Here is a 20,287-nt window from a genome sequence, read left to right on the forward strand (position 1 = left end):
ACCTTGGTGCATATCGATATGTGCTGCACCAAACAGGAGCGATCATAACTGATCCAAACGCGCATTTCTCCTGTTTTTTTGTAGCAAGAAAATATTTGCCTTGAGCATAAATTAACTATGGCAATGTTTTCGAAAGTTTGCTAGGCGCGTCACATTTTCGTCACATCGGTCGCCATATCGGCCGTCACATCGGGCCGTACACAAGCCGGGGCAGCCACAGCGAAATTTCCGGCACGTAGGTCACCACCATCAGGAAGGCCAGCATCGTCAGCAGCCATGGCATCACGGCCACGGTCAATTCCGAGATGCCCATCTTCGTGATGCCGGATGCCACGTACAGGTTCAGCCCGACCGGTGGATGGCACATCCCCACTTCCATGTTGACGACGATGAGGATGCCGAAATGGATCGGGTCGACACCCAGCGCGACCGCGACAGGGAACAGGATCGGCGCCATGATCAGCACGATCGACGACGGCTCCATGAAGTTCCCCGCCGCCAGCAAGATCACGTTCACCACCAGCAGGAAAGCGATCTTGCCCAGGCCTTGCGCCGTCAGCCAGGCGGCCATTTCCTGCGGAATGTTTTCGCTCGTCATCAGGAACGAGAACAGCACGGCGTTCGTGATGATGTACAGCAGCATGGCCGACATCGAGGCCGAATCCAGCAAGACCTTGCCGACCTGGCGCAGCTTCAGGTCCTTGTACACGAACACCGCAATGACGAAGGCATACACGGCCGCCATGGCCGCCGCCTCGGTGGGCGTGAACAGGCCGGAGTAGATGCCGCCCATCACGATCAGGATCAGCAGCAGCCCCCATGCGCTCTTGCGGAATGCGCTCAGGCGCTCGCCCCAGGTGGCCTTGCGCATGCGCGGATAGCCGCGCTTCTTCGCCAGCGCCCACGTCGTCAACCCCAGCAGGAACGCCAGCATGATGCCCGGCACCACGCCCGCCATGAACAGCGCGCCGACCGAGGTGTTGGTGGTGACCGAATACATCACCATCACGATCGACGGCGGGATCAGGATGCCCAGCGCGCCCGACGTGGTGATCACGCCGGCACCGAAACGCTTGGGGAAGCCCTGCTTCACCATGGCCGGCAGGATGATCGAGCCGATCGCCACCACCGTGGCCGGGCTGGAACCGGACACCGCCGCGAACAGCGCGCACGCCAGCACGCCGGCCAGCGCCAGCCCGCCATGCCAGTGCCCGACCATCGACGTGGCGAAGTTGATCATGCGCCGCGCCACGCCGCCGTGGGTGAGGAAATTGCCAGCCAGGATGAAGAACGGGATCGCCATGATCTCGAACTTCTCGATGCCGGTAAACAGCTTCAGCGCCACCGCCTCGATGGGCACCTGCGTCATCGTGAACAGGAACGTGAGCACCGTCAGGCCCAGCGAGATGGAGATCGGCATGCCGGTCAGCATCAGCACCAGCAGCAGTGAAAAGATGATCAGCGCGTTCATGCCTTCGCTCCCAGTTCGTCATCCAGGCCTTCGACATGGGCGTGGTCGTGTTTCGGCAGGTCGCCGGTGCGCACGAAATGCACCATCACCTGCAGGAAGCGGAAGCACATCAGCCAGGAACCGGCCGGCACGGCCAGGTAGACCAGCCACATCGGCACTTCCAGGTCGGGCGAAGTCTGGTCGGTGTGGCCGATATCCCACACGAACGAGGCGCCCAGCGCCCCGACGATGCCGGTAAACAGCGCACCGGCCAGCAGGCCGAACACGATGAACTTGTTGCGCCACGGCGTGGCGAGGCGGTTGATGACCACGTCGACACCGACGTGGATGCCGGTGCGCACGCCGTACGCGGCGCCGAACTTGGCCATCCACACGAACATGTAGATGCACAGTTCCTGTGCCCAGCTGGTATTGATCTGAATGAGTTCGTCCTGCAGCCAGGGAATCGGCAAGCCGGACAGGTAGCGGTGCACCACCGCCACGAAGATGATGAAGGTGGCCGCGCCCATCAGGGACGCGATGAGCCACTCTTCCAGGTGGTCCAGGAATTTCATGGGTGACTTTCGGGGGAGCCGGCCGGGAGGCCGGTACGTCAGGAACAACGGGGCGGCAAGCTGCCGCCCCACGGCGAATTACTTCGCGCTTTCCTTCGCGATCGCGTTGACGAGGTCGGCGCCGATGCGGCCTTCCATCTGCTTGTGTACCGGCAGCAGCACCTTCTTCCACGCTTCCTGCTGCTGCTGATTGAGGGTGATGAACTGCGTGCGGCCGGACTTCTTCATCGCGTCCAGCGCCATGTCGTTGTCACGCTGGGCGATCGCCTTTTCATACGTGGTGGCTTCGCGCATCGCCCCTTCGAGCGCGGTGCGGATATCGGCCGGCAGGCCATCCCAGAATTTCTTGTTGACGATTACCGCGTAGCCCAGGTAGCCGTGGTTCGACACCGTGGCGTATTTCTGCACTTCGTGCATCTTCTGGGTGTACATGTTCGACGGCGGATTCTCGGTGCCATCCACCACGCCCGTCTGCAAGGCCTGGTAGACCTCGGAGAAGGCCAGCACCTGGGGGTTGGCGCCCAGGGAACGCATCTGCGCATCGAGCACCTTGGAGGACTGGATGCGCATCTTCAGGCCGCGGAAATCGCTGGGCAACGTCAGCGGCTTGTTGGCCGACATGATCTTGAAGCCGTTGTCCCAATAGGCCAGGCCCGTGATGCCCTTGGATTCCAGTTTCTTCAGCAGGCTCTTGCCGATCGGCCCTTCGGTCACGTTGTACAGTGCCTGCTTGGTGGGGAACGCATACGGCAGGTCGAACACCTCGAATTCCTTCACGCCCAGCGGCCCGAACTTGGCCAGCGACGGCGCCAGCATCTGCACGGCGCCCAGCTGCAGGGCCTCGAGTTCTTCCTTGTCCTTGTACAGCTGGCTGTTCGGATAGACCTCCACCTTCACGCGGCCGTTCGTGGCGCGCTCGGCCAGCTGCTTGAAACGGGCGGCGGCCTGGCCTTTCGGCGTGTCCGTCGCCACCACGTGGCTGAACTTGATGACGATCGGCGATTGAGCAAAGGCGTTGGTGAAGCAGGCGGTCGCGGCAAGGGCGACCAGGATGGTCTTGAGCTTCATGCGTGTGTGTCCCCAAATATGGAAGTTACATTTATTATTCCTGCAATTACATTCTGCATAACCCCCCGGCAAGGGGATACTGTGGAAAACCACAATACCCGGCAGGACCAGAATGGTTACCCTCCGACAATGACCTCCCTTCGTTCCATGGCGGCGCGCCTGCCGTTCCCCAGTTCCGCGCGCTGGCTGATGCCCGTTGTGCTGGTGCTGCTGTTCCTGGCCATTCTAATCTGGCTGCCGTGGCAGGCGCGCCAGATGGAAAGCAACGAGCGCCAGGAGCAGCTGATCGCCGACACGCTGTGGGTCGAGCAGACCATCCGCTTCCAGCTCGGCCGCCATGAGGAAGACCTGAAAAGCGTGGCCAACGAAATCCTCGCCGGCGCCACGGTCAAGCGCCTGCACGACCGCATGGCCAGCGAATTGAAGACGGGCCTGGAACTGAAACGCGTGATGTGGGTCACGCCGGAAGGCGACGTGGCCGCATCGAGCGAGGAAGCGCCGCCGCCGGTGGCGCGGCTGTCGGCCGCCTCGCGCGACGCCGCCGAGCGCGCCCGGCTCGGCCGCAGCGGCGTGTACAGCGAGCCGGCGCCGCAAACGGCGTATCCGGCGGCGGGCACGCCGGGCGCGATGATGATGGATTACCACTTGCCGCTGTACCGGGGTGCCACCTACCTGGGCACGCTGGTGGCCACCTACCAGCTGTCCGCCATCCTGGAAGAAATGGTGCCGTGGTGGTTCGCGCAGGATAACCAGGTGACGCTGCTGAACCGCGACGACGAGATCCTGGCCCGCCGCGCCGCCGCCGGGCCGGGGCACGGCGTGTACACCCACAAGCGCGCGCTCGACTTGCCGGGCGCCACCATCACGCTGATGACCGACAGCGTCAAGGCCGCGCCGAAGCTGCTGCCGAACCTGCTGGTGGGCTCGGTGATCGTGCTGGCGCTGGCGCTGCTGTGGAGCCTGCTGGCGCTGTGGGGCCACATTTCCCGGCGCCTGGCCGCCGAGGAGGCGCTGCGCCAGCAGATGGCGTTTCGCACCGCGATGGAAAATTCGCTCGTCACGGGCCTGCGCGCGCGCGACCTGGAGGGGACCATCACCTACGTCAACCCCGCGTTCTGCCAGATGGTCGGCTACACGGAAGAGGAACTGGTGGGCCGCCGGCCGCCGATGCCCTACTGGGCGGCCGAAGTGATGGCCGAATACGAGCACCGGCTGCACAACGTGCTGCAGGGCACGGTGACCCCGCAATTCGAGACCATCTTCCAGCGCCCGGACGGCACCCGCATCCCCGTGCTGATCTTCGAGGCGCCGCTGGTGGACAACGATGGCCGCCATACCGGCTGGATGGGGTCGATCCTGGACATCACCGACCGCAAGCGCATCGAAGAGCTGAACCGCGAGCACCAGGAAAAGCTGCAGGCGTCCAGCCGGCTGGCCACGATGGGCGAGATCGCCTCGATGCTGGCGCATGAACTGAACCAGCCGCTGGCGGCCATTTCCAGCTACACCACCGGCGCCTTGAACCTGCTGGCGCGGCCGGGCGTGGATCCGGCCACCCTGAAGCCGGCGCTGGAACAGGCCGGCACCCAGGCGCGCCGCGCCGGGCAGATCATCCGCAGCGTGCACGAATTCGTGCGCAAGCGGAAAACCGAGCGGCTCGACGTGGAAATTTCGACGATGATCGAAGGCATCCGCGCGCTGATCGAATTGCAGGCGCGGCCGCACCGCGTGGCGCTCCAGGTGGCGCTGCCGGCCGACCTGCCGCAGGTGCGGGCCGACCGCATCCTGATCGAGCAGGTCTTGCTGAACCTGGCGCGCAACGGCATCGAGGCGATGGCTGCCGTGCCCTTGCAGCGGCGCGTGCTGCGCATCGAAGGGCAGCAGGACAGCGCGACCGGCCAGGTCATCGTCAATGTGATCGACAATGGCCATGGCATCCCGCAAGAGGTGGCCGAACGGCTGTTTTCGCCGTTTTTCTCGACCAAGGCGCAGGGCATGGGCATGGGCCTGAACATTTGCCGCACGGCGATCGAGTTCCATGGCGGGACGCTGACGCACCGGGACAACCCCGGAGGCGGTACCATATTCACCTTCACGCTGCCGGCATCCGTCCCGGCCGCGGCGCAAGCCTAGTTTCTGGAGACATTCATATGCTGCATATCGTCGATGATGAAGAAGTGGTGCGCGACTCATTGTCGTGGCTGGCCTCGTCGCGCGCCATTCCCGCCACCACATACGATTGCGGCGCCAAGTTCCTGGCCTATGTGGAAGCGGGACAGTTCGATCCGGCCGGCGATTGCGTGCTGCTCGACGTGCGGATGCCGGACATGAACGGCGTGGCCGTGTTCGACCAGCTGCATGCGCGCGGCCTGGCGCAGCGCCTGCCGGTGATCTTCCTGACCGGCCATGGCGACGTGCCGATGGCGGTCGATACCCTGAAGCGCGGCGCGTTCGACTTCTTTGAAAAGCCGTTCAACGACAACGACCTGATGGACCGCGTGCAGGAAGGCCTGGCCCGCTCGCAGCAGGCCAGCGCGCATGCGGCCGTGCACGCCAGGCTGGCCACGCTGTCCTCGCGCGAGCGCGAAGTGCTGGACCTGATCCTGGCCGGCAAGATGAACAAGGTGGTCGCGGACGAACTGGGCATCAGCATGCGCACCGTCGAGGTACACCGCGCCCATATCTTCGACAAGATGCAGGTGAAGACGGCCGTCGAACTGGCCGGCTTGCTGAAATAGCCATGGCGATGTCGCCCGCGTTCGCGATCAGCATGGCGCTGCTGCGCGACACGGTGCCGGACTTCGAGCGCTATCCGTTCTCGCTGCCCGCGGTGCGGCACCTCGACAAGCTGGCCTTCCATCCCGCCGTGACGTTCATCGTGGGCGAGAACGGCAGCGGCAAGTCGACCCTGCTCGAAGCGCTGGCGGTGGCGCTGGGCTACAACGCCGAAGGCGGCAGCCGCAACTTCAACTTCGGCACGCGCGCCTCGCATTCCGACCTGCACGAGCATGTGCGCATCGCGCGCGGCTACCGGCGGCCCCGTGACGGCTACTTCCTGCGCGCCGAGAGTTTCTTCAACGTGGCCACGGAGGTGGAACGGCTGGGCATCCCGCTGGACTCCTACGGCGGCCGGCCGCTGCACGAACAGTCGCACGGCGAATCGTTCATGGCACTGCTGACGCACCGCTTCCGCGGCCAGGGCCTGTATTTGCTGGACGAGCCGGAAGCGGCCCTGTCGCCCCAGCGCCAGCTGGCCGCGCTGGCGCGCATCCACCAGCTGGTGAAAGGCGGCTCGCAATTCATCATCGCCACCCACTCGCCGATCCTGATGGCCTATCCGGATGCGCGCATCTACGCCTGCCTGCCGGACGGCTTGCGCCGCACCGACTACGAGGACACCGAGCATTACCAGGTGACGCTGGACTTCCTGCGCAACCCCCGCCGCATGCTCGACACGCTGCTCGGCGAGGAACCGTGACCGGTCCCGGCGGCAAGGTTCGCCCTGCCCCGTCCGGCCGCCAGGCCCCTGACCTGAACTCCCCTGACCTGAACTCCCCTGACATGAACTCCCCTGACCTAAGCTCCCTGTCTTGAAAAAACTGGTTGAAATACATAAGCGCTTATGTAAATATGGCCGCATGAAACAAGGACTCGGCACCCAGTTGCGCCACCTGATCGAATTGCTCGATGGCGCCGTGGCTGCTTCCTACGCGGAAGCGGGGATCGACTACCGTCCGCGCTATACGCCGGTGATGCGCGCGCTGGCCGAAGGCACGCCGCGCAGCGTGGGCCAGATCGCCGAAGCGGCCGGCATCACGCAGCCGGCCGCCACCCAGACGGTTGCGCTGATGCAGAAGGAAGACCTGGTGACGACCATGCCTTCGCCGGCCGATGCGCGCCAGAAGCTGGTCCGGCTGTCGGCGCGGGGGCAAGCCCTGCTGCCGCGCCTGCAGCAGTGCTGGGCCGCCACCAGCGCCGCCGCGGCCAGCCTCGATGCGGACTTGCCGTACCCGTTGTCCACCACGCTGGCGCAGGCGATCGAGGCGCTGCGACAGCAATCCTTCGGCGCGCGGATCCGTGCCGCGCGTGTCCGGCTTTCGCCGGTCCCTCCCTCGCACGACCACCAGGAGAAACCATGAGTACCGCATCGTTTTCGGCCACCTCCCGCCCCTCGCTGGGCAAGCGCCTGCTCGCCAACGGGTTCGTGCGCACCCTGCTGGGCATCCTGGCGGTGCTGGTGCCCATGAGCGTGGCGCTCGGCCTGTCCGAAATCGTGCCCAAGCCGTACCGCCTCGGCTGGCCCTTCCTGCTGGCGGCCGCCGCGATCGTGGCCGGCTACCGGTTCTACGTGCGCAAGATCGAACAACGCGAGGTGACGGAACTGGCGCTGCCGGGCGCCCGGGCCGAGCTGCTCAACGGCCTCGGCATCGGTGCGCTGCTGATGCTGGCGTGCAGCGTGCCGCTGCTGGCCGGCGGCGTCTACACCTACACCGGCCTGGCGCACTGGAGTGTTGTGCTGAAGCCGCTGCCGGAACAGGTGTTCGTGGCCTTCATGGAAGAGATCCTGTTCCGCGCCGTGCTGTTCCGGCTGCTGGAAAAGGCGTGGGGCACGTCGATCGCGCTGGCGGTGTCGAGCCTGGTCTTCGCCGCCGCCCACCTGCCGAGCGAGCACATCAGCATGGTCGGCGTGCTGGCCACGGTGGCCGCCTCGGCCGCGCTGTCGGCCGGCTACATCGCCACGCGCCGGCTGCGGGTACCGATCGGCATGCACTTCGCCTGGAACTATCTGTTCGATGCCGTGTTGTCGATCCCGGTTTCCGGCCACGCGGCGCGCGGCTGGATCCAGGTCACCGCCAGCGGCCCCGAATGGCTGAGCGGTGGTGCCTACGGCATCGAAGGCTCGGTCATCACCATCGTGGCCTGGGGCGGTGCCGCCATCGTGCTGCTGCTTGCCGCCCGCCGCAAGGGGCAGTGGCTGCCGCGGCCCTGACGCCAGCCGTGCTACAGGTCAGCCGTGCTACAGGTCAGCCGTGCCGGGCCAGCGCCCAGGCCACGTGCTCGCGCACCAGCGCCGACGGATGGTCCAGGCGTGAACGCAGCGCGGCGAGGATGGCGGCATCGCCGCGGGCGCCCAGCGCCGCGGCGTTGCCGAGGCCGACGGCCAGGTTGCGCAGCCACCGCTCATGGCCGATGCAGCGGATCGGGCTGCCTTCCATGTTGCGGTTGAATTCTTCTTCGCTCCAGCCGAACAGCGTGATCATCGAGGCATGGCCCAGGCCATGGCGCTCGTCGAAGTCCGGCAGCGTGGCGCGGCCGGCGAACTTGTTCCAGGGGCAGGCGGTCTGGCAATCGTCGCAGCCGTACACGCGGTTGCCCAGCAGCGGCCGCAGGTCTTCCGGGATGCTGCCCTTCAGCTCGATCGTCAGGTAGGAAATGCAGCGGCGCGCATCGAGCCGGCCGGGACCCAGGATGGCGCCGGTCGGGCACACCGTGATGCAGGCGCTGCACGCGCCGCAGTGTGCTTCCGTGGGCGGGTCGACCGGCAGCGGCAGGTCGACGAGGATCTCGCCCATGAAGAACATCGAGCCGGCCTCGCGGTTGATCAGCAGGGTGTGCTTGCCGCGCCAGCCCAGGCCGGATTTTTCCGCCAGCGGCAATTCCATCACCGGCGCCGAATCGGTGAACACCCGGTAACCGAACTCGCCCACCTCGCCGCGGACGCGGTCGGCCAGCTGCTGCAGGCGCGCGCGCAGCACCTTGTGGTAATCCCTGCCCCGCGCGTACACGGAAATCACGGCGGCCTGTGGATCGGCGAGCCGGGCCTGTTCCCGCGCGCGCCAGCCGGCATCGTGCGACGCCGGCAGGTAATCCATCCGCGCCGTGATCACCCGCACGGTGCCTGGCACCAGCTCGGCGGGACGGGCGCGCTTCATGCCGTGCGCCGCCATGTAGTCCATCTCGCCGTGCATGCCGGCGTCGAGCCAGGCCTGCAAGCCCGGCTCCGCCGCGGCCAGGTCGATGTCGGCGATGCGCACTTCGGCGAACCCGAGTTCGCGCCCCCACCGCTTGATGGCGGCGGCCAGGGTGGACAACACTTCGGGAGAAAGGGACATCGGGCGGTACAATGGCGGCAGCAATCCACCATTTTATGCGATCCCACCCATGAAAGCCCACCTGCGCGATGAAAGCCACACGCACGCCCTCGGCGTTTCGCTGGCGCGCGCCCTGCTGCCCGGCCTGTCGATCCACCTGCACGGCGACCTCGGCGCCGGCAAGACGGCGCTCACGCGCGCGCTGCTGCACGCGGCCGGCCACGCGGGCACCGTGAAGAGCCCCACCTACACCCTGTCCGAACCGTACCGGGTCACGCTCGACGGCCAGCCCGTCAACGTGATCCACTACGACCTGTACCGCATGGGCAGCCCGGAGGAATTCCTCGACGCCGGCTTCCGTGAAGACTTCGACGGCCACAATATCTGCATCGTCGAGTGGCCTGAAAAAGCCGAAGGCGTGCTGCCGCCGCCCGACCTGAGCGTGACGCTCGGCGTGGCCGGCGACGGACGTGATGTAGAATTGCAGGCGTTCTCCGCATTAGGTTTGTCATGCCTGCAACGCCTCCACTTCCCGCAGATCCTCTGATCGCCCCTTCGCGCGGCCGCACCCGCCGCACCTTGCTGAAGGCCGGCGGCACGCTGCTGCTGTCGGTCCTGGCGCCGCTGCCGGCCCGCGCCGCGCAGATCCTGGCCGTGCGCGTCTGGCCGGCGGAGGACTATACCCGCGTCACGCTGGAAAACGACGCCGAGCTGAAGACCTCGCATTTCATCGTCAAGGATCCGGAACGCCTGGTGGTCGATATCGAAGGCCTCGACCTGAACCCCGAACTGAAGTCGCTGGTGGCGAAGATCCAGTCGAACGACCCGTATATCCGGCAGGTGCGCGTGGGCCAGAACCGGCCGGGCGTGGTACGCCTGGTGTTCGACCTGAAGGAGCATATCCGCCCGCAGGTGTTCACGCTGGCGCCGGTGGGCGAGTACAAGCACCGCCTGATCTTCGACCTGTATCCGGTGCACGAGGTGGACCCGATCGCGGCCATGATCGAGAAGGGCGAATGGTCCAGCGACGGCGTGCCCGTGGGCCAGCCGCAGGTGGCCGAGCAGCACCCTGCCCCGGGCCTGCCGCTGCCGGACAACCGGCTGCCCGCGCCGGGCGTGCCGTCCGAGGCGGTGCCGCGGCCGGACATCGCCAAGGTGGAACCGCCCAAGCCGGAAGCGCCGAAGAAAGCCGACAAGCTGGTGCGCATGCTGACGATCACGCTCGACCCCGGCCACGGTGGCGAGGACCCCGGCGCGATCGGCGGACGCGGCAGCCGCGAAAAGGATATCGTGCTGGCGATCGCCAAGCGCCTGAAGGAAAAGCTGGAACAGCACCCGAACATGCGCGTGATGCTGACGCGCGATGGCGATTACTTCGTCCCGCTGAACAAGCGCGTGGAAAAAGCCCGCAAGGTCGATGCCGACCTGTTCGTCTCGATCCACGCCGATGCGTTCGTCAAGCCCACCGCGCGCGGCTCCTCCGTGTTCGTGCTGTCGGAAAAAGGCGCGAGCTCGTCGGCGGCACGCTGGCTGGCGAACAAGGAAAACCAGGCCGACCTGATCGGCGGCGCCCAGTCGGGCGGCGGCGACCCGCAGCTGGCCAGCGTGCTGTTCGACCTGTCCACCACGGCGCAGATCAACGACAGCCTGAAGGTGGGCAAGGCCGTGCTGCAGCAGATCGGCGGCATCAACCGGCTGCACAAGAACGCCGTCGAACAGGCCGGCTTCGCCGTGCTGAAGGCGCCGGACATCCCGTCGATCCTGATCGAGACGGCCTTCATCTCGAACCCGGAAGAAGAAGCGCGCCTGCTCGACAACAACTACCAGGACCAGATCGCGGACGCCATCGTGAAGGGCATCCGCTCGTACTTCGCCAAGAACCCGCCGCTCGCCAAGAACCGGCTGACCTGAGGATCCCGCATGCAAGAGACAACGTTCGGCCAGCTCCCGGCCGTGAGCATCACCGCGCCCGACGGCGCGCAAGCGACCATCGCGCTGTACGGCGCGCACCTGGCGTCGTGGCGAACGGCCGATGGCCGCGAGCGCCTGTTCATGAGCGAAGCCTCGCCGCGCGACGGCAGCGCCGCGATCCGCGGCGGCGTGCCGGTGATCTTCCCCCAGTTCTCCACCCGCGGCCCCGGCCAGCGCCATGGCATCGCCCGGCTGTCGCACTGGCGCCTGGGCGATCATGGCAATGACGCCACCACGGCCTGGGCCGAGTTCCTGCTGACGCAGGAGGACGTGCCGGCCGAACTGGCGCAGGGCTGGCCGCACGCCTTCGCGCTGGCGCTGCGCTTCACGCTGCAGCCCGACGGGCTCGAGATGCGCTTCCACGTCCGCAACACGGGCGGCGAACCGTTCGATTTCGCCTGCGCGCTGCACACCTATTACGCCGTCGACGCATTCACGGGCACGGTGCTCACCGGCTTGCCGGACACGTCGCCGCTGCACTTCGGCCCGCCGCTGGACAACGTCTATCCGGCTCCGGCCGGGCTGACCCTGCAGCCGGGCAGCGGTACCGTGCAGCTGGCACAGCAGGGGTTCACCGAGTTTGTCGTGTGGAACCCGGGTGCCGAGGCCGCCGCCAGGCTGACCGACCTGCGGGACGACGAATGGCAGCGCTTCGTCTGCATCGAACCCGCGCGGGTCGACCAGCAGCCGCTGGCCGCCGGTGCCGACTGGACCGGCGTGCACACCATCACGGTGGCCCCGTAACCAGGCCGCTCCGGCAAGCGCCGGACAAAAAAACGGGCGCATCGCTGCGCCCGAATACTACCCCTCACGGAAAAGTCGCTTCACCCGCATCGATCTGCCACCTGCCGAGCCCGTGTCAGCGTGCCTGACACCCTGACACGGGCTCGGCAGCAAGATGGCCTACTGCGATCCCTTGCCTACTGCGATTCCTTGATCATTCGCCCCGCGGCCGCCTGTACCGGCCGGGCATTGAGCGGATACAGCCGCGAGAACAGGGCCATCTGCTCGGGCGAGGCCTGCACCGGCTCCTTCATCACCAGCCACAGCACGCCTTCCGTGCAGGGCGGCTCGGTCAGCGAACCCATGTAGGTGTAATAGTCGCGCCGTTGCGGCAGCAGGTCGTTCGGGTTGAACACGATCGACGGCGTGAACGTATCCTTCTTTTCCAGCGGCAGGTTGTTCCATACGGTCTGGATCGCCGCCTGCGGGCGGCCACGCTGCAGCATCAGGGCCAGCACCGCGGTGCGCCCTTCGATATCCTTGTGCACCAGGTGGATGCCCATCTCGTAGGTCTTGCCGTTGACGCGTTCTTCCGCCGGGCGGTGGAAATGCAGCTGCTGCAGCTCGTAGGTGCGTCCGGCCACGGACAGGAAATTGCCGGTGCCCAGCGCCACCTGCACGGTATGGCCGTTGTCGGTCACGGAAAAGCCGGACGGGCGGTAGTCGAAGGCGATCTGTTCCAGGTCGACCTTGATGCCGTCGCGGATATCGATCGGCGACTGGCGTTCGCCGCCATTGCACTTGTTCCAGGCGGCGTTGATCTTGCTCCAGTTGGCCGGCCCGAACTCGCCTTCGTACGTCCAGAAGGTGCCGTTGGCGGGCGGCGGCTGGGCCGGCACGTAGGCGGCCTTCGCGGCATGGGCCTGCGCCGCCTTGCGCGCCCGCGCGGCGGCCGCGGCGCGGGCGGCCTGGTTGGCTTTCATCTGCGCCAGCCGCTCGGCGATCCTGGCCGACAGCTCGGCTTCGGCCTGCTCTTCCTCCTCGCGCGCCGACAGCTTCCTGGCCGGCTTGCCCGGCTTGGCCTTGGGATTGCCGATGCCCATGGCATCGTCGCGCGCGGGCGAAGACGGCTGCACGCCGGTAATCCTGGACGGGGCGTCGTTGGCGCTGGCCGAGCCGAGGGCCAGGCAGCACGCGGTGAGGGCAATCAGCTTGCGCATGTCAATCCGGGGCAGAAAACAGAATTGCCCCGGTTAACGGATGCCGTACGGAAAAACTTGAGTTTTTTTTGCTTGAGAGAAATCAGCGGCCCAGCATGCGGCGGCTCATCTTCCACAGGCCGCCCAGCGCCACCGGGACCACGGCCACGCCCACGCCGATCAGCACGATCGTGGTCAGGTTGTCGCGCACCAGCGGCATGTTGCCAAAGAAGTAGCCCGCCGTGCACAGCGACCCGACCCACAGCACGGCTCCGGTCACGTTATAGAGCTGGAAGCGGGCAAAGGTCATGTCCGACACGCCGGCCACGAATGGCGCGAAGGTGCGCACCACCGGCACGAAGCGCGCCAGGATGATCGTCTTGCCGCCATGCCGCTCGAAGAAGTTGTGGGTGCGCTGCAGCGCGTCGCGGTTGATCCACCGGTAATTGTGGGTAAACATGCGGTTGCCGATCGCTTCGCCGATCCAGTAATTGGTGGTGTTGCCGATCACCGCGGCGGAAATGAGCAGGAAGATCAGCAGCCCCAGGTGCATGTGGCCGGTGGCGCAGAAGGCGCCGGCAATGAACAGCAGCGTATCGCCGGGGAAGAAGAACAGGACCACCAGGCCCGTCTCGCAAAAGATGATGGCGAACAGGATCGCGTAGACCAGCGTGCCGTACTGCGCAATCAGCGTGTCCAGCGCCTTGTCGACGTGAACCAGCATTTCCATCAAGTGAACGAATTCCATAGTAGTCCTGTAAGGTTGCGGCGGGAATCATACACCAGCCCATTGGGAGAAATTCTTGCCGGCGCAACAAAGTTTTCAATAAATCAGCTTTAAAGATTACAATTTTTCAGCCCGCCCGGGCAAGCATCCAGGAGATCCGATGACCCGCTGGCCCCTCTATTTACTCGCATCCCTCGCCGCCACGCCACTGGCGGCGGCAGAACTGCCGCCGAAAGCGTCGGTGGCCGACGTGATCAAGGCATCGGCCAGCGCCGAATGGCGCCCGCTCGACCCGGCCAGCACCCTGTACCTGGAACTGCCGGCGGGCCGCGTCGTCATCGAGCTGGCGCCCGTGTTCGCGCCAAGGCATGCCGACAACATTCGCGCGCTGGTGCGCGACGGCTATTTCGACGGCCTGGCGATCCTGCGCGCGCAAGACAATTTCGTGGTGCAGTGGGGCGACCCGGACGAAGCCAATCCGCGCCCGCTGAAAACGGCCAGGGCCAAGCTGGACGGCGAATTCACGGTGCCCCTGAAAAACGTCAGGGAATTCACGCGCCTGCCCGACCGCGACGGCTATGCGCCGCAGGTGGGCCATTCGAACGGTTTCCCGTCCGCGCGCGATCCGAAGAGCGGCCAGGCCTGGCTGGCGCACTGCTACGGCATGGTGGGCGTGGGGCGCGACGTGGGCGCCGACAGCGGCAACGGTAGCGCCCTGTACGCCGTGATCGGCCAGGCGCCACGCCAGCTGGATCGCAACATCACCGTGGTCGGCCGCGTGGTCGACGGCATGCCGCTGCTGTCGGTGATGCCGCGCGGCCCCGGCGCGATGGGCTTTTATGAGGACCCGGCCCAGCGCGTGCCGATCCGCTCCGTGAAGCTGGCCGCCGACGTGCCCGAAGCGCAGCGCAGCAAGCTCGAAGTGATGCGCACCGGCTCGGCCAGCTTCAAGGCGGTGGCCGAAGCGGCGCGCAACCGCGGCGGCCCGTGGACCAAGGTGGCGGCCGGCCACGTCGACCTGTGCAACGTGCCGATCCCGGTGCGCCAGCAGGGTTCGTGACGGCTGCCGCCTCGTTGCGGCATCGCTCCCGCGCCGCCGGCCTCGGCCTGGCGGCTGGCCTGCACGCGGCCGTCATCGCCGTGCTGCTGGCGGACGCGGCGCGCCCTCCGGCGCTGCTCCCGGGCCCGGCCCGGGCCTTCCATCTGGTGCCATTGCGCGCCCCCCGGCCGGCGGAACCGCCACCGGCCGCGCCGCGCCGTGATCCGCCGACGGGACGGCAGCACCGTGCCGCGGCGCGGCCGCCCGTCAGCTCCCTGGTGCCGCCCTCATTGCCACCGCTGGCCGGTGCCATCACGCTGCCGCCGCCAGCGGCGCCGGTCTCCCCGGCCATGCCGGTGGCCCCGGCCGATCCGTTCGGGGCACCGGCCGCGCAGCCGTCCCTCGCCGAGCGCGCCCGCAGCAGTGCCGGAAAAATCGCCCGCGAACTCGCGCAGGAACCGGGGCAGCGCCCGCAGGAGCGGCTGGCGGCCAGGCGCAACCGGCATTTCGACCGGCCTTACGAGCGCGGCATGCATGGCTTCACCGAGGATCGCTACGTGTCGCCCGACGGCACCAGCGTGATCCGCCGGAAGAGTTCCGGCGAGGTGTCGTGCCATATGCCCGAGCCTTACCAGCTGCGCGCCATTCCCCGTTCAAGCTCGAGCGAACGGCGCATCAACTGCCCGCCCGACAACGCCGGATGGGAACGGCACTGATGCCGCGCTAATGCAGGGCTCCTGCGGCGCCGGTGGGCCCAGGTGCCGGAGCTGCGGCGCCACTCCGGTATAATTTCGCCACCATGAACGCCCCGATTCCGCCCCGCCCGATCCGGGCTCTTCCCGACCAGCTCGTTTCGCAGATCGCCGCCGGCGAGGTGGTCGAGCGCCCGTCCGCCGTGGTCAAGGAGCTGCTGGAAAACGCGCTGGACGCGGGCGCCAGCCAGGTCACGGTCCGCCTCGAGGAAGGCGGCGTCAAGCGCATCTGCATCACCGACAACGGCAAGGGCATTCCGCCGGAGCAGATGCCGCTGGCGCTGGAGCGCCACGCCACGTCGAAAATCGCCTCGCTGGACGACCTGGAAAATGTCGGCACGCTGGGCTTTCGCGGCGAGGCGCTGGCCTCGATCGCCTCGGTCGCGGTCGTCACGCTGACCTCGCGCACGGCCGACGCGGCCCATGCCTGGGAACTGCAGGGCTCGCACCTGGGCACGGTCGTGCCATCGTCCGGCGCGCCGGGCACCACCGTCAACGCGCAAGACCTGTACTACAACACGCCGGCGCGCCGCAAGTTCCTGAAGTCCGAGCAGACCGAATTCGGCCACTGCGCCGAAGTCGTGCGGCGCATCGCGCTGGCCCGGCCGGACGTGGCCTTCACGCTCACGCACAATGGCCGCACCGTGGACCACTGGATGGCCAGCGACATGGCCAGGCGCAGCGCGCAGATCCTCGGCGAAGCGTTTGCCGAGGCGCGCATCGCGATCGACGAAGCGTCCGGCGTGCTGCGCCTGCATGGTTTCGCCGGCCTGCCGACCGCCTCGAAGGCGCGTGCCGATTGCCAGTACTTCTATGTCAACGGCCGCTTCGTGCGCGACAAGCTGCTGGTGCACGCGGTGCGCGCCGCCTATGAAGACGTGCTGCATGGCGACCGCTTTCCTTCCTATGTGCTGGCGCTGGAGCTGGATCCGGCGCTGGTGGACGTGAACGTGCACCCGTCGAAGATCGAAGTACGCTTCCGCGACAGCCGCGCCGTGCACCAGTTCGTGTTCCACGCGGTGCAGCGCGCGCTGGCGCAAACTTCCGCCACGGCGCACGGCAATATTCCCGCCCCACTGCCCGCCGCGCAGACGCTGGGCGGCGACGTTCCCCTCGGCGGCCACGCCTGGCGCCCGCAGCAGCAAACGTCGTTCGGCGCGATGATGAACCCCACCTATACGCCCACCTTCTCGCCTTCGCCCTTCGGATCGCGCGACGGCGGCGGCGTGGCGCAAAGTACGGAACGCTACGGCGCGCTGTTCGCGGACCCGGAACCCCCGCGCGCCGCCGGGCAGGCCGCGCCGTACACGATGCCGCAGCCGACCAGCTACACGGCCACCGCGGCCGCGCTGGCGCACGAGGAATTCCCGCTCGGCTTCGCGCTGGCGCAATTGCACGGCATCTATATCCTGGCGCAGAACAGCAAGGGCCTGGTGCTGGTGGACATGCACGCCGCGCACGAACGCATCCTGTACGAGCAATTGAAGAACGCGCTGGATGCACAGATCGCCGGCACCGACATGCAGGTGCAGGCGCTGCTGATTCCCGTCACGTTCTACGCCGACCCGGTCGAAGTGGGCACGGTGCAGGAACATGGCGACACCCTGGCGGCCCTGGGCTTCGATATCGCCGTGCTGTCGCCCACCACGCTGGCGGTGCGCGCCGTGCCCAGCCTGCTGAAGAACGCCGATGCGCAGACGCGGGCGCGCGACGTGCTGCGCGACGTGCGCGAATTCGGCGGCTCGCGCGTGCTGATCGAGCGCCGCAACGAGCTGCTCGGCACGCTGGCCTGCCACACGGCCGTGCGCGCCAACCGCATCCTGACCACGCCCGAGATGAACGCGCTGCTGCGCCAGATGGAAAGCACGGAACGCGCGGACCAGTGCAACCACGGCCGCCCGACCTGGGTCCAGGTGGAAATCTCCGCCCTCGATAAACTGTTCCTCCGCGGGCAGTAAGCTGCATGAACCAACACGCCAAGCGGCCGCTCGCGGTCGCCATCATGGGCCCGACCGCGTCGGGCAAGACGGCCGCCGCGCTGGCGATTGCCGAACGCATTCCGTCCGAGATCATCTCCGTCGATTCGGCGCTGGTCTACCGCGGCATGGATATCGGCACCGCCAAGCCCACCCGCGAAGAGCGGGCCGCGGTGCCGCACCACCTGATCGATATCCTCGACCCGCTCGATGCCTATTCGGTCGCCCAGTTCCGCACCGATACACTGCGCCTGGTGGCCGACATCGCCGCGCGGGGCAAGCTGCCGCTGCTGGTCGGCGGCACCATGCTGTACTTCAAGGGCCTGGCCGACGGACTGGATGACCTGCCCGGCGCCGATCCCGCCGTGCGCGCCGAACTGGAAACGGAAGCGCAGCGCCTGGGCTGGCCGGCACTGCATGCGCGGCTGGCCACGCTGGACCCGGCGACGGCCGCGCGGCTCAATCCGAACGATGCGCAGCGCATCGGCCGGGCGCTGGAAATCATCCGGCTGTCGGGCCAGCCCATGTCGGCCCTGCTGGCGCGGCGCGAAAAGGAAGCGCTGCCGTTCGAGCTGGTGTCGTTCGCGCTGGAGCCGAACGACCGCGCCGTGCTGCACGAGCGGATCGCGCGCCGCTTCGACATCATGCTGGAAGACGATGCGCTGATCGACGAGGTGGAAGTGCTGCGCCGGCGCGGCGACCTGCATCCCGGCCTGCCATCGATGCGCTGCGTGGGCTACCGCCAGGTGTGGGAATACCTCGACGGCCACATCGGCTACCAGGACATGCGCGAGACCGGCATCATCGCCACGCGCCAGCTCGCCAAGCGCCAGCTGACGTGGCTGCGCGCCATGCCCGAGCGGATCGTGATCGATTGCCTGGCGCCCGACGCGGCCGGGCAGATCCTGGCGCGGCTGCCCGTGCCGCTCGGCTGAACCAGGCGCTGTTGCGTTCATGGCGCGCATTTGCGCTGCACGTCGCTGATTTGCGCTATATTGTTCGATTGTCCATCCCCAGCGCGAAATTGGCGCTTTCCTTGACAGGGTGGGTGGCACCCGGCATAATGCCTGCCGTTGCGGTGATATAGCTCAGCTGGTTAGAGCACAGCACTCATAATGCTGGGGTCGGTGGTTCAAGTCCACCTATCACCACCACCAGAATTCAAGACGAATGACCTGACCGGCGACGGTTCAGGTCATTTTTCTTCAGGAACAGTGTTGTACAGTTTGCGGTGATATAGCTCAGCTGGTTAGAGCACAGCACTCATAATGCTGGGGTCGGTGGTTCAAGTCCACCTATCACCACCAGATGTGAAAAAGCCGCCGGTCGCGAGACTGGCGGCTTTTTTCATTGTCCGGCCGAATGTTAAAAATCGTTCACCCGCGTACACCCTGTGTGCTCTCCCCGACCATCTGCCGGTACACCGGCAGTGCCCGCGCCGCGCAATCGAGCATCCGCCGCCCCACGGCAGCCTGCCGCGCGTCGCCGCTGCGCAGCAGTTCGCGGCCCACCTTGTATTGCGATGGATAGTTGTGGTGCATGGCGGCGTAGAGGTCGATACTCGACAGCGCCTTGTCCACCCTGGCGCGGCGCGGGTGCGATACGCCGGCCGCATCGCCGATGGCCGCGTACAGCGCGCCGATGTGGTGTTCCTGCATCCATTCGAGCAGCGAAATCGTGCGGAACGGCATGGCATCGTCGGGCGCCTGCTGGCCGTCCCGCGACAGGTACACCTGCACTTTCGCGAGCCAATTGCCATGCCGCGCCGCGCGGTGCAGGTCGCGCAGCATGGCTGGATCGCCGCGGCTGCCAGGCAAGCCGCGCAGATAGGCGTCGACTGCGTCCAGCAACGGTACCGGTCCCACCTCGGCGGGCAGCTTGCAGACGAAGCGGGCCGTGTCCTGGTAGGCCGTCACATCCCGCATCGCCTTCTCCAGCAGCCGTTCGACACGCGCGTCGAGCGTTTCGGCGGCAAAACGCGGCGTCCCGCGTGACGGGCCGTGCCACGCAGCCGTCCGTACCGCCGCGTCGGCACCGCGCCGCTGCGATTGCACGGTGTCGCGCGGGTATTGCGCGGCCGAGTAGATCAGGCCGCCCGCCAGCAGCAGCAACACCGCCAAGGTTCCCTGGTTTTTCATGCATTCCCCCGTTGTTGGACTGTTCTGAATGCCACTCTAAGCGGGGCAGCCGGATGCGAAATTGCGGCAACGCATTCCTTTGAGCAATCATTGCTTCATCTCAGCAACAACATTCCCACCCGGCGGCAGACTGTGTGTTTTCACCACACAGGAGGAACCATGGTCGATCTGATGCCCCCCATCTCGCGCGTGATCGGCGAGCACCGCGCGCAGATTCTGCAGAAACTGGACGGCAAGCCGGGAGAGTGGACAGTGGCGGCGCTGCAAAACCAGCAGGCGATGGATACCGTGATCGGCTGCTGCTACGAGCTGCTGCCCGGCCTGGTGCGGCTGGCCGTCAAGGAGCCGGCGTTCCGCACGTTCATGATGAACAACCGCGACCGCATCATCACGCAGCTGGTGCCGCCTGCCTGAGCAATACCCGCGCGGAAATGGACGGGCGGCCGAACAGAGCTGCCCGTCCTGACGCCTCTTCAGCGCGGCCGGCGGCTGCAGGGCCGTCGATCGCATGTCCAACCCGGCCAGCAGGCTGTCTTTCGGGCTTAACCCGGCCTGGACGGCATTCCCGCCAACAGGA

20 protein-coding genes and 2 tRNA genes are annotated in these 20,287 nt (G+C 66.8%); 15 read left to right on the plus strand and 7 right to left on the minus strand.

The window, feature by feature from the left end:
* Nucleotides 1–184: 184 nt before the first annotated feature.
* The 3 genes from OU994_RS28410 to OU994_RS28420 form a co-directional block, all read right to left on the minus strand.
* Entirely contained in the window at nt 185–1,471 is a 1,287-nt protein-coding gene (locus tag OU994_RS28410) for a TRAP transporter large permease (protein WP_281608636.1), read from the minus strand.
* Nucleotides 1,468–2,025 carry a TRAP transporter small permease gene (locus OU994_RS28415; protein ID WP_131144014.1) on the minus strand — a complete coding sequence of 186 codons (558 nt, stop codon included), beginning with the start codon at nt 2,023–2,025 and terminating at the stop codon, nt 1,468–1,470. Before OU994_RS28415 ends, OU994_RS28410 begins: the two co-directional genes overlap by 4 nt.
* A gap of 78 nt (nt 2,026–2,103) precedes the next feature.
* Nucleotides 2,104–3,093: a TRAP transporter substrate-binding protein gene (locus OU994_RS28420; protein WP_131144013.1), complete on the minus strand. Its 990-nt coding sequence runs from the start codon at nt 3,091–3,093 to the stop codon at nt 2,104–2,106.
* 129 nt (nt 3,094–3,222) lie between these two features.
* On the opposite strand from OU994_RS28420, the gene OU994_RS28425 reads away from it, so the two are divergent.
* The 5 genes from OU994_RS28425 to OU994_RS28445 all read left to right on the plus strand — a co-directional run bounded on the left by OU994_RS28425 (nt 3,223) and on the right by OU994_RS28445 (nt 8,083).
* On the plus strand, nt 3,223–5,226 hold the full coding sequence (locus OU994_RS28425) for a PAS domain-containing sensor histidine kinase (RefSeq protein ID WP_131144012.1): 2,004 nt from the start codon (nt 3,223–3,225) through the stop codon (nt 5,224–5,226).
* A gap of 17 nt (nt 5,227–5,243) precedes the next feature.
* Nucleotides 5,244–5,831 (plus strand): response regulator transcription factor, encoded by a 588-nt coding sequence (locus tag OU994_RS28430; protein WP_131144011.1) that lies wholly within the window; start codon nt 5,244–5,246, stop codon nt 5,829–5,831.
* An 8-nt stretch (nt 5,832–5,839) separates the two neighbouring features.
* Complete coding sequence (locus OU994_RS28435; protein WP_281611743.1) at nt 5,840–6,571, plus strand: AAA family ATPase; 732 nt, start codon at nt 5,840–5,842, stop codon at nt 6,569–6,571.
* A gap of 160 nt (nt 6,572–6,731) precedes the next feature.
* Nucleotides 6,732–7,232 carry a MarR family winged helix-turn-helix transcriptional regulator gene (locus OU994_RS28440; protein ID WP_281608637.1) on the plus strand — a complete coding sequence of 167 codons (501 nt, stop codon included), beginning with the start codon at nt 6,732–6,734 and terminating at the stop codon, nt 7,230–7,232.
* The gene (locus OU994_RS28445) at nt 7,229–8,083 is read left to right on the plus strand and encodes a CPBP family intramembrane glutamic endopeptidase (RefSeq protein ID WP_281608638.1); all 855 of its coding nucleotides are present in this window, start codon (nt 7,229–7,231) and stop codon (nt 8,081–8,083) included. The genes OU994_RS28440 and OU994_RS28445 overlap by 4 nt, the downstream gene beginning before the upstream one ends.
* 34 nt (nt 8,084–8,117) lie before the next feature.
* Here the strand turns inward: OU994_RS28445 and queG are convergent, their stop codons facing one another.
* Nucleotides 8,118–9,206 (minus strand): tRNA epoxyqueuosine(34) reductase QueG, encoded by a 1,089-nt coding sequence (gene queG, locus OU994_RS28450; protein WP_281608639.1) that lies wholly within the window; start codon nt 9,204–9,206, stop codon nt 8,118–8,120.
* 49 nt (nt 9,207–9,255) lie between these two features.
* Here queG and tsaE point away from each other — a divergent pair, with 49 nt between their 5' ends.
* From tsaE to OU994_RS28465, 3 genes are read left to right on the plus strand one after another with little or no spacing between them, the layout of a single operon-like run.
* Nucleotides 9,256–9,732: a tRNA (adenosine(37)-N6)-threonylcarbamoyltransferase complex ATPase subunit type 1 TsaE gene (gene tsaE / locus OU994_RS28455; protein WP_281608640.1), complete on the plus strand. Its 477-nt coding sequence runs from the start codon at nt 9,256–9,258 to the stop codon at nt 9,730–9,732.
* Nucleotides 9,696–11,096, plus strand: a complete 1,401-nt coding sequence (locus tag OU994_RS28460; protein ID WP_281608641.1) for an N-acetylmuramoyl-L-alanine amidase — start codon at nt 9,696–9,698, stop codon at nt 11,094–11,096. Before tsaE ends, OU994_RS28460 begins: the two co-directional genes overlap by 37 nt.
* 9 nt (nt 11,097–11,105) lie before the next feature.
* On the plus strand, nt 11,106–11,900 hold the full coding sequence (locus OU994_RS28465; RefSeq protein WP_281608642.1) for a D-hexose-6-phosphate mutarotase: 795 nt from the start codon (nt 11,106–11,108) through the stop codon (nt 11,898–11,900).
* Between the two features lie 176 nt (nt 11,901–12,076).
* Here the strand turns inward: OU994_RS28465 and OU994_RS28470 are convergent, their stop codons facing one another.
* Both OU994_RS28470 and OU994_RS28475 read right to left on the minus strand, forming a co-directional pair.
* Entirely contained in the window at nt 12,077–13,099 is a 1,023-nt protein-coding gene (locus OU994_RS28470; protein ID WP_281608643.1) for a carbonic anhydrase, read from the minus strand.
* A gap of 82 nt (nt 13,100–13,181) precedes the next feature.
* Complete coding sequence (locus OU994_RS28475) at nt 13,182–13,808, minus strand: VTT domain-containing protein (protein ID WP_371861700.1); 627 nt, start codon at nt 13,806–13,808, stop codon at nt 13,182–13,184.
* A gap of 157 nt (nt 13,809–13,965) precedes the next feature.
* On the opposite strand from OU994_RS28475, the gene OU994_RS28480 reads away from it, so the two are divergent.
* The 6 genes from OU994_RS28480 to OU994_RS28505 all read left to right on the plus strand — a co-directional run bounded on the left by OU994_RS28480 (nt 13,966) and on the right by OU994_RS28505 (nt 18,879).
* Complete coding sequence (locus OU994_RS28480; RefSeq protein ID WP_281608644.1) at nt 13,966–14,865, plus strand: peptidylprolyl isomerase; 900 nt, start codon at nt 13,966–13,968, stop codon at nt 14,863–14,865.
* Nucleotides 14,862–15,560 (plus strand): hypothetical protein, encoded by a 699-nt coding sequence (locus OU994_RS28485; protein ID WP_281608645.1) that lies wholly within the window; start codon nt 14,862–14,864, stop codon nt 15,558–15,560. Before OU994_RS28480 ends, OU994_RS28485 begins: the two co-directional genes overlap by 4 nt.
* 83 nt (nt 15,561–15,643) lie before the next feature.
* Nucleotides 15,644–17,554: a DNA mismatch repair endonuclease MutL gene (gene mutL, locus OU994_RS28490; RefSeq protein WP_281608646.1), complete on the plus strand. Its 1,911-nt coding sequence runs from the start codon at nt 15,644–15,646 to the stop codon at nt 17,552–17,554.
* A 5-nt stretch (nt 17,555–17,559) separates the two neighbouring features.
* Nucleotides 17,560–18,507 carry a tRNA (adenosine(37)-N6)-dimethylallyltransferase MiaA gene (gene miaA / locus OU994_RS28495; protein ID WP_281608647.1) on the plus strand — a complete coding sequence of 316 codons (948 nt, stop codon included), beginning with the start codon at nt 17,560–17,562 and terminating at the stop codon, nt 18,505–18,507.
* 142 nt (nt 18,508–18,649) lie between these two features.
* Nucleotides 18,650–18,726: transfer RNA gene (locus OU994_RS28500), tRNA-Met, on the plus strand.
* A 76-nt stretch (nt 18,727–18,802) separates the two neighbouring features.
* A tRNA-Met gene (locus OU994_RS28505) sits at nt 18,803–18,879 on the plus strand.
* Nucleotides 18,880–18,948: 69 nt separating this feature from the next.
* Here the strand turns inward: OU994_RS28505 and OU994_RS28510 are convergent.
* Nucleotides 18,949–19,710 carry a hypothetical protein gene (locus tag OU994_RS28510; protein WP_281608648.1) on the minus strand — a complete coding sequence of 254 codons (762 nt, stop codon included), beginning with the start codon at nt 19,708–19,710 and terminating at the stop codon, nt 18,949–18,951.
* Nucleotides 19,711–19,869: 159 nt separating this feature from the next.
* On the opposite strand from OU994_RS28510, the gene OU994_RS28515 reads away from it, so the two are divergent.
* On the plus strand, nt 19,870–20,124 hold the full coding sequence (locus tag OU994_RS28515; protein ID WP_131143998.1) for a hypothetical protein: 255 nt from the start codon (nt 19,870–19,872) through the stop codon (nt 20,122–20,124).
* Nucleotides 20,125–20,287: the final 163 nt, after the last annotated feature.

The sequence above is a fragment of the Pseudoduganella sp. SL102 genome, assembly GCF_027856995.1.
In the GTDB taxonomy this organism is placed as follows: domain Bacteria; phylum Pseudomonadota; class Gammaproteobacteria; order Burkholderiales; family Burkholderiaceae_D; genus Rugamonas; species Rugamonas albidiflava.